The 11,875-nt window shown below is 65.6% G+C and carries 13 protein-coding genes and 1 riboswitch; of the genes, 3 read left to right on the top strand and 10 right to left on the bottom strand.

From position 1 onward, the window contains the following. Nucleotides 1-49: 49 nt before the first annotated feature. From BUE39_RS22650 to BUE39_RS22605, 10 genes are all read right to left on the bottom strand, one after another. Nucleotides 50-355: an STAS domain-containing protein gene (locus BUE39_RS22650; protein ID WP_073430954.1), complete on the bottom strand. Its 306-nt coding sequence runs from the start codon at nt 353-355 to the stop codon at nt 50-52. Further along, nucleotides 352-984 (bottom strand): MlaC/ttg2D family ABC transporter substrate-binding protein, encoded by a 633-nt coding sequence (locus BUE39_RS22645; protein WP_073430953.1) that lies wholly within the window; start codon nt 982-984, stop codon nt 352-354. The genes BUE39_RS22650 and BUE39_RS22645 overlap by 4 nt, the downstream gene beginning before the upstream one ends. A gap of 114 nt (nt 985-1,098) precedes the next feature. Then, nucleotides 1,099-2,190: an MlaA family lipoprotein gene (locus BUE39_RS22640; protein ID WP_073430952.1), complete on the bottom strand. Its 1,092-nt coding sequence runs from the start codon at nt 2,188-2,190 to the stop codon at nt 1,099-1,101. An 11-nt stretch (nt 2,191-2,201) separates the two neighbouring features. Beyond that, nucleotides 2,202-2,786 (bottom strand): outer membrane lipid asymmetry maintenance protein MlaD, encoded by a 585-nt coding sequence (gene mlaD / locus BUE39_RS22635; protein WP_073431026.1) that lies wholly within the window; start codon nt 2,784-2,786, stop codon nt 2,202-2,204. Between the two features lie 90 nt (nt 2,787-2,876). Beyond that, nucleotides 2,877-3,644 (bottom strand): lipid asymmetry maintenance ABC transporter permease subunit MlaE, encoded by a 768-nt coding sequence (gene mlaE / locus BUE39_RS22630; protein ID WP_073431025.1) that lies wholly within the window; start codon nt 3,642-3,644, stop codon nt 2,877-2,879. Between the two features lie 8 nt (nt 3,645-3,652). Beyond that, on the bottom strand, nt 3,653-4,474 hold the full coding sequence (locus BUE39_RS22625; protein ID WP_073430951.1) for an ABC transporter ATP-binding protein: 822 nt from the start codon (nt 4,472-4,474) through the stop codon (nt 3,653-3,655). 94 nt (nt 4,475-4,568) lie between these two features. Continuing rightward, on the bottom strand, nt 4,569-5,672 hold the full coding sequence (gene thiE, locus BUE39_RS22620; protein ID WP_073430950.1) for a thiamine phosphate synthase: 1,104 nt from the start codon (nt 5,670-5,672) through the stop codon (nt 4,569-4,571). Next, nucleotides 5,669-6,484: a thiazole synthase gene (locus tag BUE39_RS22615; protein ID WP_073431024.1), complete on the bottom strand. Its 816-nt coding sequence runs from the start codon at nt 6,482-6,484 to the stop codon at nt 5,669-5,671. The genes thiE and BUE39_RS22615 overlap by 4 nt, the downstream gene beginning before the upstream one ends. 38 nt (nt 6,485-6,522) lie before the next feature. Continuing rightward, a complete protein-coding gene (thiS, locus tag BUE39_RS22610) occupies nt 6,523-6,720 on the bottom strand; it encodes a sulfur carrier protein ThiS (protein ID WP_020070630.1) in 198 nt (65 codons plus the stop codon). A gap of 56 nt (nt 6,721-6,776) precedes the next feature. Further along, nucleotides 6,777-7,907: an FAD-dependent oxidoreductase gene (locus BUE39_RS22605; protein WP_073430949.1), complete on the bottom strand. Its 1,131-nt coding sequence runs from the start codon at nt 7,905-7,907 to the stop codon at nt 6,777-6,779. A gap of 229 nt (nt 7,908-8,136) precedes the next feature. Continuing rightward, nucleotides 8,137-8,259, bottom strand: a riboswitch (TPP riboswitch). A gap of 403 nt (nt 8,260-8,662) precedes the next feature. Between BUE39_RS22605 and BUE39_RS22595 the strand changes: the two genes are divergently transcribed. The 3 genes from BUE39_RS22595 (at nt 8,663) to BUE39_RS22585 (ending at nt 11,785) form a co-directional block, all read left to right on the top strand. Beyond that, nucleotides 8,663-10,414 (top strand): ABC transporter ATP-binding protein/permease, encoded by a 1,752-nt coding sequence (locus tag BUE39_RS22595; RefSeq protein ID WP_073431023.1) that lies wholly within the window; start codon nt 8,663-8,665, stop codon nt 10,412-10,414. A gap of 187 nt (nt 10,415-10,601) precedes the next feature. Next, entirely contained in the window at nt 10,602-11,054 is a 453-nt protein-coding gene (locus tag BUE39_RS22590; RefSeq protein ID WP_073430947.1) for a hypothetical protein, read from the top strand. Nucleotides 11,055-11,206: 152 nt separating this feature from the next. Beyond that, nucleotides 11,207-11,785, top strand: a complete 579-nt coding sequence (locus BUE39_RS22585) for a hypothetical protein (RefSeq protein ID WP_090518818.1) — start codon at nt 11,207-11,209, stop codon at nt 11,783-11,785. Nucleotides 11,786-11,875 lie beyond the last annotated feature (90 nt).

The raw sequence follows: 11,875 nt of genomic DNA, 5'->3' as shown, positions 1-11,875 counted from the left end.
GCGCCAATGCGGCGCCGGCGGTATCGGGACAAGAGTCGGCGCTAAAGCGTTAACTCTGGTCGACCGCTCTGCACGGGACCAGGGTATCGACGCCGTAGGCTTGTGCGAGGCTGGCAAGACCAGCCGGCAGATTGACGATCTCGAATCGGGCGCCGCGTGCCTGGGCGGCCCGCTGCCACGCGAGGAGGACGGCCAGCGCGGACGAATCGAATTGCGCAAGCGGTGTGCAATCCACGCCGCTCGCGCCCGCCGCGATGCGCTGCAAACCCGCCACGAGCGCACTCTTCGCGCTCGCGTGGGTCAGTGTCGCGCCGCTCTCGAAGCGGTTCACGACGGGGCTCAGCACTTCGCTCACGACTGCTTGCCCGCGGCGAGTTGCTGGTTGCGCTGCGTGAGGAACTGGATCAGTCCGTCCACGCCCTTCTGCTGAATCTGCTCGTTGAACTGCTGCTGATACGCCTGGATCAGCCATGCGCCGAGCACGTTGATGTCATAGACGCGCCAGCCTTGCGGCGTCTTGTACAGACGGTAGTCGAGTTCGATCGGCGAGCCGTTGTTCATCACGACGGAGCGCACCACCGTATCGGTGTCGTCCGGATTCATGCGGAACGGCTTGTACTGAATCTGCTGGTCGCGGACTTGAGCCAGCGCGCCCGAGTAGGTGCGGATCAGCAGCATCTTGAACTGCTCGACCACCTGGTTCTGCTGCTCTGGCGTGGCGGTGCGCCAGTTGCGGCCCATCGCAAGTTGCGTGGTGCGGCGGAAATCGGTGTACGGCAGGATCTTTTCGTTGACGAGACGCGTGATGTGGTTGATGTCGCCTTGCTGGATCGACTTATCCGCGCGGATCGAATCGATCACCTGTTGAGTGACGGTCTTGATCAGCCCGTCCGGCGAATTGGCGTCGACCGTTTGCGCCGATGCACCGGCACTGGCGAACGAGAACAACGCAGCGAACAACGGAATCAGGAAGAATTTTTTCATATGTAGCCTTGCCTTAAAAATAGTGCAACCGTTTGAGCCGACATTAACACGCGAGTTCAGCGGCAATCCATGCGCAAACTGCGAGAGTCGTATCGATCTGTTACGGGTACATCATCAACGCAATTTAAACGACGGAAAGTTGAAACGCGTGGGCGGGACCAGTTGGCCGGCCGGAATCTGCGTCGTTTCGGGACCGCCGTTCATATCGATGGGCGGCGTTTCGGCGCTGCCCGAAGCGGCTTCAGGTTTTGCCGCGGTGCCGGTTGCGCCCGACGTTGTTCCCGCTGTCGCGCCCGCCGCCGAAGCGGCTTGCGGCGGCGTTGCCGCAGCCGTACCCGAGGCTCCCGCCGCCTTCGCCGGAGCAGCCTGCGTGCCTGCGGCGGTGCCGGCCGTGCCGGTCACGGCACCCGCCGGCGCGCCAGCCGCACTGGCCGCGCCGGCGTCGACGTCTTCGTATTTCGGCAACGGCGCTTCGTCGCCGTAGTTCGGCAGCGCCTGCGCCTGCTTGCCGTCCGACAGCAAATACTGACGGCGCTGCAGGTACGCATTGCGCACGAACGAATACTTGTCGAGCGCGGCGCCCTCCAAGACATCGCTCGCATTCAGAAGGTTGGCGCGCGTGTTGACCACGTTCAGCCCATACAGCGCCCAGCTCAAGCCCGGCGGATCGATGTAGCTGAGCGGGTTCACATAATAGTTGCCGAGCGAGCCGACCGCGTCGCGCAAGGTGCTCGGACCGAACAGCGGCAGCACCAGGTACGGCCCCGTCGGCACACCGTAGTGGCCGAGCGTCAGGCCGAGGTCGTTGTCGTGCTTGGGCAGCTTCGCGAGCGTCGCGACGTCGAACAGACCGCCCACGCCGAACACCGTGTTGATCACGATCCGCATGATGTCCTGCACGCCGTCGGTGATCTTCAATTGCAGCAGGTTGTTCGCCGCGATGTAGACGTCGCCGATGTTCGAGAAGAAGTTCGTCACGCTGTCGCGCACCGGCTGCGGCGTCACGAAGACATAGCCCTTCGCGACCGGCTTCAGCGCGTATTGGTCGATCTTGTCGTTGACGGTGAAGATGGTGCGGTTCAAGCCTTCGAGCGGATCGCCCTTGGTCGGCGTCTGCACGGTCGTGCAGCCGGCGAGCGCGGCCATCACGACGGTCAGCTTCGCCACCTGCAAGGCGCCCGCACCACTGATGCGTAGGGTCTGCATTTTTATTCTCCTTATTGACCGGCTGCGCCGGAAGCCGGAACCGCCGGTGTGGCAGGCACCGCCGGCGCCGCCACGGCCGCCGCGGCAGGTGCGGCAGGTGCGGTCGAACCCGCCGAACCCGAGCCGGACTTCGACGCGCCCGAGTCAGCCGCTTTGCTGTACAGGAACTGCCCGATCAGATTTTCCAGCACGATCGCCGATTGCGTCATCGAGATCGTATCGCCCGCCTTGAGCATTTCGGTGTCGCCGCCGGGTTCGAGCCCGATGTATTGCTCGCCGAGCAGACCCGAGGTCAGGATCTTCGCCGACGTATCTTTCGGAAACTGGTATTGCTTGTCGAGGTCGATCGTGACGACGGCCTGATACGCGTTGCTGTCGAAGCCGATCGAGCCGACCCGGCCGACCGTCACGCCCGCGCTCTTCACAGGCGCGCGCGCCTTGAGTCCGCCGATATTGTCGAACTTGAGCTTGACCGGGTACGTTGCCTGAAACGACAACGAGCTCATGTTGCCGGCCTTCAGCGCGAGAAACAGCAACGCCACGAAACCCAGCACCACGAACAGGCCGACCCAGAAGTCGAGAGCAGTCTTTTTCATCGTCATCCCAAAGTGAATCCGCCGCGCCGCCGACACTCCCCGCCGGGCGCGACCCTGACGCGCCGCCGGCGGAAAAAGCGCAACGCAGTCTTAGCTGAACATCAGTGCAGTCAGCAGAAAATCGAGGCCGAGCACGGCAAGCGACGCGTACACGACCGTTTTAGTCGTGGCGCGCGACACGCCTTCCGGTGTCGGCTTGGCTTCATAGCCTTGAAACAGCGCCACGAACGTCACCGCGAGTCCGAACACCACGCTCTTGACGACCCCGGCGCCCACGTCGCGCCAAACGTCGACGCCGCCTTGCATCTGCGACCAGAACGCGCCGGCGTCCACGCCGATCAGCAGCACGCCGACCACGTAACCGCCCAACACGCCGACCGCGCTGAAAATCGCCGCCAGGATGGGCATCGCAATGATGCCGGCCCAGAGGCGCGGCGCGACCACGACCTTGACCGGGTCGACGGCCATCATTTCCATCGCGGTGAGTTGCTCGCCCGCCTTCATCAAACCGATCTCGGCGGTGAGCGATGTGCCGGCGCGGCCCGCGAACAGCAGCGCGGTGACCACCGGCCCCAGTTCGCGCACGAGCGACAGCGCGACCAGCAGCCCGAGCGCCTGCTCGGAGCCGTAGCGGTTCAGCGTGTAATAGCCCTGCAGGCCGAGCACGAAGCCGACGAACAGCCCCGACACGGCGATGATCACCAGCGAATAATTACCCAGGAAGTGGATCTGCTTCGTGACAAGCCGCGGCCGGCGCAGCAGCGGGAAAAATTCGAGCACCAGCCGGAAGAAGAAGCGCGTGGCGTAGCCGGCCGTGCCGAGCACGTCGAGCACCGAGCGACCGACCGAACTGATCAGCGAGCCGATCATGACTGGCCTCCGCCGATGCCGAAGTCCGCCGCGAGCGGCGTCTTGCTGGGATAGTGGAATTTGAACGGGCCGTCCGGCGCGCCGTCGATGAACTGCCGCACCGTGGGATCGGTGGACGCGCGCAGTTCGGCCGGCGTGCCCTCGGCATGAACGCCACCGTTGGCGAGGAAATACACGTAATCGGCGATGGCGAACGATTCGGGCACGTCGTGCGTGACCAGAATCGAGGTGGCGCCAAGCGCCTGATTCAGCGCGCGAATCAGATTCGCGGTGATGCCGAGCGAGATCGGATCGAGGCCGGCGAAGGGCTCGTCGTACATCATCAACTCGGGGTCGAGCGCGATGGCGCGCGCCAGCGCCACGCGCCGCGCCATGCCGCCCGAGATCTCCGACGGCAGCAGCTCGCGCGCACCGCGCAAGCCCACCGCGTTGAGTTTCATCAACACGAGGTCGCGGAGCAGTTCTTCGGGGAGATCGGTGTGCTCGCGCAGCGCGAACGCCACGTTTTCGAACACCGACATGTCGGTGAAAAGCGCGCCGAACTGGAACAGCATGCCCATCTTGCGGCGCAGCGCGTAGAGGCCGTCGCGCGTCTGCTGGCCGACGTCCTGGCCGTGAAACAGGATCTGGCCGCGCTGCGCGCGTACCAGACCGCCGATCAGACGCAGCACCGTGGTTTTGCCGCAACCCGAGCCGCCCATGACCGCCACCACCTGCCCGCGCCTGAAGCGCAGATTCAGGTTCGACAGGACGAGCCGGTCGCCATAACCGAAGTCGACGTCGCGCAGCTCGAGTAAGGTCTCGGGAGAGGAAGACACGAAACTGACAGTCCTTTTACACGGAAGGCCGAATTATAGGGCCATCATGCAAAAGTTGCCGTGAGGAGCCCCGTCCCTTTACCCAACTTGACGATTATTGCGTAAACAATTGTTGCAGTGCAGAAACGGCGGCGGCGGGGTCCGCCGCTTCCGTCACCGCCCGCACCACGGCCGCGGAACCCACGCCGGTCGCCAGCACGTCCGGCAGCACCTGCAGGTCGATTCCACCGATCGCCACGAGCGGCACCACGCCGTCGAGCAGGCGCACATACCGGGCGAGGCGTCTGAGGCCCTGCGGCGCGGTGGGCATGACCTTGGTGGTGGTCGGAAAAACCGCGCCCAGCGCGACATAGCTTGGCCGGAAATGCAGCGCCTTGAGGATCTCGTAGAAGCCGTGCGTCGATAGGCCGAGGCGAATGCCGGCTGCGGCGAGCGCGGAAAGATCCGCGCTATGCAGGTCTTCCTGGCCCAGATGAACACCGTACGCGCCCGCTTCCAGCGCGGCTTGCCAATGATCGTTGATGAACACCTGCGCGTCGTGTTGCCGGCCGACCGCCACGCAGCGGGCGATTTCGCGCTTGAGTTCGTCGGCGGGATGAGCCGACTTGCGGCGCAACTGAACCGTCTTCACGCCTAGGCCCACCACCCGTTCCACCCACTCCGCGGTCGGCAGAACCGGGTACAAACCCAGTCGCTCCGGGCAGCGCGCGAATGCTTGCAGGGGCGCGTCCGGCAGGCCGGCGAGACGCGGGAAATGCGCGAGATCGGACGGAAATGCGTCGTCGGCGCGGGTTTCGTCGCCATCGCGCCAGGCAAGCGCCAGCACCAGCGCGTCGTGGGGATCGAAACCACAGTCCAGAAACGCGGCCAGCGCGGGAATCCAGTCTTCCGCGAGATGGCCTTCCAGGCGGTATTTGTCGCCGCCTAGGTGCAGCGTCGCGGTCTCCTGCGCCGCCTCGATCACCCCGGCGCCCTGCACCAGCCAGCGCGCCACCTGCTCGCCATGCCGCTGCGCGTCCGCGACGATGATCAGGTCGCCGCCGTTCGGCTCGTCCGGCGCGGTCAAACAGATGCGCCACGGCGCGTGCGTCGGCGGCCAGTCGCCGAGGCGCGCACGAATGCGCTCCGCCGCTTCGGTGAGTTCGTCGGCGGGCGGCCAGAACAGGTCGCGATCTTTCAAAGCCAGAGTCTGCGTCATGCGGCGCTCCCGTCTTGATGCCAGAACGGCATGCCGACCACCGGCGTGCTCGCGTGCGCGCTTTCGCGCTCGGCCATCGGCCCCGCCAGAAACGCCTGGCGGCCCGCCTCGACGCCCAGCGCGAAGGCCCGCGCCATCGCGTCGGGGTGCGTGGCCTGCGACACGGCGGTGTTCAGCAGCACGCCGTCGAAACCCCACTCCATCACCTGCGCCGCGTGCGACGGCACGCCGAGACCGGCGTCGACGATCAGCGGCACGTCCGGCAGCCGCTCGCGCAGCACCCGCAGCCCGTATGGATTGATCACGCCCTTGCCGGTGCCGATCGGCGCACCCCACGGCATCAGCGCCTCACAGCCGGCATCGAGCAGACGGCGGCCGATCACCAGGTCCTCGGTGCAATACGGCAGCACCTTGAAGCCGTCCTTCACGAGCTGCGCGGCCGCTTCGATCAGACCGACCGGGTCGGGCTGGAGCGTGTAGTCGTCGCCGATCAGTTCCAGCTTGATCCACTCGGTTTCGAAGATTTCGCGCGCCATGTGCGCGGTGGTCACCGCCTCGCCGACGGTCAGGCAGCCGGCCGTATTCGGCAGCAGCGGCACGCCGTGACGCTTGAGCAGATCGAAGAAGCCGGCTTCCGCGCCGCCTTCGTTCATCTGCCGGCGCAACGCGACGGTCACCATGCCGGGCCGCGCCGCGTCGATCGAATCGGATAACGATTGCAGCGACGGATAGCGCGACGTGCCGAGCAGCACGCGGCTCGCGAAGGTTTGGCCGTAGAGCGTGAGCGCGTCCGCGGGTTTTGGGGAAGTCATTTGCATCATCCTGGTCTCCGGCAATGCGTGGCGCGGGCTCAACCGCCGGCCACGGGCTGCACGACATCGAGCTTGTCGCCCGGCTGCAGCGCGCGCGCCGCATGCTGGGCGCGCGCGACGAAATCGCCGTTCAGCGCGACCGCGAACGGCGGACGCGCGCCATACGCGGCGAGCGCATCGGCGACAGTCGCGCCTTCGGGCAGCGACAACGGCTTCTGGTTGATATGAATGTCCATGGTGTTCGAATACGGTTCAATCGATGACTGACGAAACTGCATGGCGCGTGCCTCGCTCATGCCGGCTCCCGCGCGCAATCCAGTTGAAACAGCTCGCTCCAGCGCGCCGCCTGCCGCCAGTCGGCGAAGGCGTCGGCATCGCCGATGCGGCCTTCGAGCAGCGCGGCCGCGAAGCGCACGGCTTCGTCGGCGACTTCGGGCACGATCATGTAGCCGTGCCGGTACAGGCCGTTCACGCGCAGCGTCCGCGCGCCATCCCACAGCAAGGCCGGACGGTGGTCCGGCAGGGTCGGACGGCACTGCGAATTCAGTTCGAGAATGCGCGCCTCGCCGAAGCCGGGATGCACGGAAAACGCCGCGCTCAGCAGTTCGAGCGCCGAGCGCACGCTGACGGGCGACATGTCCTCGCCCTCCACCTCGGTGGCGCCGATCACGTAGAGATCGTCCTGCTTCGGCGCGATATAGAGCGGGTAGCGCGGATGCAGCAGGCGCACCGGGCGCGTCAGCGTGATTCCCGGCGCATGCACGCGCGCCACTTCACCGCGAATGCCGCGCAGCGTGGGCAGCACCGGCTTCGCGCCCAAACCCCGGCAGTCGATGGTGACGCGCGCGGCAGGCAGCGCGCGGTCATCGACCGGCGTGTTCCAGTGTGTTTCCACGCCGCGCTGGGCGAGGCCCGCGGCGAGCGCGGCCAGCACCTGGCGGTTATCCAGTTGGCCTTCGCGCGGCAGCAGCCAGCCCTGATTGAAGCGGCCCGCCAAGGCCGGTTCGGCCGCGCCGACCTGGTCGCCCGAGAGCGTCACGAAGCCGCCGTCGAGCAGTTCCGCAGGCGCATTCGAGCGCACGCGGCGCTCGAACAGCGGCGCCTCGGTGCGGTCGGCGTGATGCCAGACGACGAGCGTGCCGTTACGCTGGAAGAACACCGGCTCAGGCAATTCGGCGAGCACTTGCGGCCAGCTATCGAGCGAACTCGCGCCCAGCCGCGTGATCAGCAACTCGGCGCTGGCGGCTTCCGCGAGGGGCGCCAGCATGGCCGCTGCGACCCACGCGGCGGCTTGCGAACCGGCGGCGTCGCCGCGCTCGTAAAGCGCCACGCGATGCCCCTGACCGGCGAGACGCCATGCGACGAGGCGTCCGCAAAGTCCACCGCCGAGCACCGCGAAGTCGGGTTGTGCGGGACGGTTCATCGCGCGCGCTCCCAGTCACGACGGCAAGCGAGGCCGAAGCACTGCGACGCGCCGACATAACCGGCGAACGCGTGGCGAAGAGCAAAGCACATATCTGAAGAATAGGCGGTCATCGAGTCCTTTCCGTACGGCAAGAAACGCACGTACCCAGGACGAAACCGGCGGGTAAGGCCGGCCGGGCAAAAAATGCGTTCGAATGACGCACGCCGCCCAGCGGGGAATGGAAGACTGGCTGCTTCCGGAAACTTCCCGCGCCGGTATTACCCGGATCGGGTGCAAAGGGTCTCTCTCAGCCTTGCCGCCGCGGCATGAAATCATGCAGCCTGCGAGCAAAGCACCCCTGTTTCGTCGAAGGCCATTAGACCATAAAAGCCGCGGCGCCCGCAAACGAGCGGCCCTTCATCACGCGCGGTTTGATCCGGCACCGATCTTTTGTTTCGTCGAGACGGACGAAGCCCGCGCTCTGGCACAATGCCTGGACCGGACGCCGCGAGACCGGGGCGCGGGCGGCACGCATGGCCGTCCACGCGCCGGCGGCATCGAGGCGAAGGAGTCCAACGCGACTTAACTTCCGCTTAAGGACTTCGCAACAGAATCGCTCAGCCGGACGGGCGCTCATCATCGCGCTTACGCCCGGAGCTTCGCCATTAAACCCGCCGTAGAGCGACGAGGCGGGCGACCGACCGACGGCCAGCCCTGGACGGGCCAGTTTCATAGGACCGGCCCGCTTTGAGCCAGTACTACACAGGATGCTCATGACAGCCAATACTTCTATCAGCCCAGTGCTCCCGCCGGACGAAAAAGTCTCCGCCTGGAGCCTCATCAAACCTTACTGGGTCTCCGAGGAACGAAAAATCGCATGGTCGCTGCTCGTCGCGATCATCGCGATGAATCTGCTGGTGGTGTGGATCAACGTGCGCCTGAACCGCTGGAGCGCCGACTTCTACAACGCGCTGCAAACCAAGAACGTGCACGATTTCCCGCATCTGCTGATGGCGTTCTCGGGCCTCGCGTTCGGCTTCATCATCCTCGCGGTGTACGGGCGCTATCTGCGCCAGATGCTCGGGTTCCGCTGGCGTCAGTGGCTGACCACGCGCTACCTTAACGAATGGCTGCACGACAGCGCCTTCTACCGGATCGAACGCGACCGGCTCGCCGACAACCCCGACCAGCGGATCAGCGACGATCTGCAATCGTTCGCCACCACCACGCTCTCGTTGACGCTCGATCTGCTCTCCACCGTCGTCACGCTGGTGTCGTTCATCACGATCCTCTGGTCGCTCGCCGGCGCGTTGACCATCTCGCTCGGCGGCATGCCGATTCATATCCCCGGCTACATGGTGTGGGCTGCGGCGCTCTACGCGGTGGCCGGTTCCCTGATCATCCAGAAGGTCGGCCATCCGCTCGTGTCGATCAACTATCAAGCTCAGAAAGTCGAGGCGGATTTCCGTTTCGGTCTGATCCGCCTGCGCGAAAACGCCGAGCAGATCGCCCTCTACAACGGCATGGAGACCGAGAAGACCAACGCCCGCTCGCTGTTCGGCCGTATCCGCGACAACTGGTGGCAGGTGATGAAGTACACCAAGCGGCTCACCTTCGTGCTCAGCTTCTATGGTCAGATCGCGATCATCTTTCCGCTGGTGGTCGCGGCGCCGCGCTACTTCGCGGGCGCCTTCACGTTCGGCGTGCTGATGCAGATTTCGAGCGCGTTCGGCACCGTCAGCGATTCGTTCTCGTGGTTCATCAACAGTTACAGCACCTTGGTCGAATGGCGCGCCACCGTCAACCGGTTGCGCGAATTCAAGCGGGTCGTGCATGCTCCCAGGTTGAAGGAATCGGTCTCGCCCGCTACCGCGCACGGCGGCATCAACCTGCATTTCGTCGACGCCGACAAACTCAGCACCGAGGGTCTCACGCTCGCGCTGCCGAACGGCAACCCGCTGTCGCGCATTCGCGATATCGCGATCGAGCCGGGCTCGCGCTGGCTGGTGCGCGGTCCGTCCGGTTCGGGCAAGAGCACGCTGATGCGCGCGCTCGCCGGCCTGTGGCCGTTCGGCGACGGCTCCATCGACGCGCCGGTCAACGCGCGCATGATGTTCATTCCGCAAGTCAGCTACATGCCGATCGGCACGCTGAAAGCCGCGCTCACCTATCCGTCCGCGGCCGACACCTATACGGACGACGAATGCCGCGAGGCGCTCGTCACCTGCCGCCTGTCGGAGTACGCCGACCGTTTGCAGGAATCGGGACACTGGACGCGCATTCTCTCGCCGGGCGAACAGCAGCGCCTCGCCGCCGCGCGGGTGCTGCTGCACAAGCCGGATTACCTGTTCCTCGACGAAGCGACGAGCGCGCTCGACGCGGACAACGAAGCGCGTCTCTACCATTTGTTCACGGAGCGTCTGCCGAAGGCGGCGATCGTGAGCGTCGCGCATCGCGAATCGCTCGCTGCGTTCCATGACGAAACGCTCGAGGTCGAGCGTTCGGACGAAGCGGTGGCGGCATAAGCGAGGCAAGCGCAACACCCCGAAACACCAGGAAACACCAGGAAACACGCGAGAAGAGTTAGAAAGCATTTGCGAAGCGGGCAAGCTGTTCCCCGCTTTGAAATTGCCTCCCAGCAGCGACGATAGCCGTGCGGGCCGAACCCCGTCCCGCCCGCCCCGCCACTCACTGCTAACGGACTCTTCGCACATGTCATTCGATCGCCGCTCCCATCCCCTGACCCGGCGCTTCGCGCTTGCCCTCGGCGCAGCGCTGCTGCTCACGAGCGCCGCGCAAGCCGCCCAGCCCACCGAGCCGGCGGACGTCTGCCCCGCGCTCGAACACATCGTCAACGCAACCGACTTCAAGCAGTTGCCGGCGCAATCCGCCGCGCAACTGCCGGGCATGTCGAGCGCGGACGATTGCCGCGCCAACCAGCACGCCTACGATTGCCACTGGCGCGCGCACTGGCAAGCCGACGGCGTGGTCAACGACCCGCTGCAAGAGATCGGCGCCGATATCGCCGCGTGCTTTTCGAACGTCGTGCACGACGTCAATACGCCGACGCGCCAGCATTTCATCGTGACCACCGACACGCGGCGCGTCAGCGTCACGGCGAGCGTGCAAGGGCAAAACGAACTGCGTCTGCGCGTCACGCGCTGAGCGCGCGCCCGCTCGACGCGATCCGCCGCGATCACCTTTTCGAAACCGCGCTCGTCGACCACTCATTGACCGCTATCAGGCCACGCATCATGACGCTTACGCCAGGCCCACGCGCTTATGCGTTCAAGGAAGCCCACCGGGCCGCGTGCGTCATGCTGCGCCGGCCTTGCGCGTGGCTTGCCGCCTGCGCCGCGCTGAGCGCCGGCTTGAATGGCTGCGCGTGGACGCTGATCACGGCCGCCGACGCCACCGGCTCCGTGATTCAGGCGGGCTACGCAGTCGCGGCAAACTACTCGTCGCCGACCTTCGTCAACGGCCGGCCCGCCGACGTGCGCAACGTCTGCATCGAAGTGAACCAGAACGTGTCGGTCGGCGACTTCGTGCCCTCGCTGCAACTCGCGCTGGAGCGCCGCGGCATTCGCTCGGACGTCTACAATCCGGGCACCTCGCCCGCCGGCTGCGAGGCGCGCCTCGTCTATAACGCCGCGATCGACTACGGCCGCCGCTCGTTCAGCGACGAATCGATCCAGTACCTGTCGATCATCGATCTGACGTTGATCCAGCACGGCCGCATTCTCATCACCGCGCGCTATCAGACGGGCGGGCTCAACACCGACCGCTTCTCGTCCGCGTCGACCAAGCTCAACGGGCTAATCGAACGAATGGTGGTCGATCAAAAGGACCTCGCGCGTCAGCCGGTGAACACCATGCAAACGTCGCTCGCGAACTAGCAGGCTGCTGAAGTATCGGCGGTAATGTCATCGCTGAAGGCCCCTGAAGCGTTGATGGAAGACCCCCACTTGCCCCTTGGAGATCATGCG

The organism is Paraburkholderia terricola (genome assembly GCF_900142195.1).
In the GTDB taxonomy this organism is placed as follows: Bacteria; Pseudomonadota; Gammaproteobacteria; order Burkholderiales; family Burkholderiaceae; genus Paraburkholderia; species Paraburkholderia terricola.
This window is presented reverse-complemented; position numbering and strand designations above follow the sequence as displayed.

Excerpts from the sequence above, each read along its gene's own strand:
- thiE (WP_073430950.1), bottom strand. The coding sequence starts at position 5,672 with ATGACGCAGACTCTGGCTTTGAAAGATCGCGACCTGTTCTGGCCGCCC.
- BUE39_RS22640 (WP_073430952.1), bottom strand. The coding sequence starts at position 2,190 with ATGCAGACCCTACGCATCAGTGGTGCGGGCGCCTTGCAGGTGGCGAAG.
- BUE39_RS22615 (WP_073431024.1), bottom strand. The coding sequence starts at position 6,484 with ATGACTTCCCCAAAACCCGCGGACGCGCTCACGCTCTACGGCCAAACC.
- thiS (WP_020070630.1), bottom strand. The coding sequence starts at position 6,720 with ATGGACATTCATATCAACCAGAAGCCGTTGTCGCTGCCCGAAGGCGCG.
- BUE39_RS22585 (WP_090518818.1), top strand. The coding sequence starts at position 11,207 with ATGCTGCGCCGGCCTTGCGCGTGGCTTGCCGCCTGCGCCGCGCTGAGC.
- BUE39_RS22595 (WP_073431023.1), top strand. The coding sequence starts at position 8,663 with ATGACAGCCAATACTTCTATCAGCCCAGTGCTCCCGCCGGACGAAAAA.
- BUE39_RS22605 (WP_073430949.1), bottom strand. The coding sequence starts at position 7,907 with ATGAACCGTCCCGCACAACCCGACTTCGCGGTGCTCGGCGGTGGACTT.
- BUE39_RS22645 (WP_073430953.1), bottom strand. The coding sequence starts at position 984 with ATGAAAAAATTCTTCCTGATTCCGTTGTTCGCTGCGTTGTTCTCGTTC.
- BUE39_RS22590 (WP_073430947.1), top strand. The coding sequence starts at position 10,602 with ATGTCATTCGATCGCCGCTCCCATCCCCTGACCCGGCGCTTCGCGCTT.
- mlaD (WP_073431026.1), bottom strand. The coding sequence starts at position 2,786 with ATGAAAAAGACTGCTCTCGACTTCTGGGTCGGCCTGTTCGTGGTGCTG.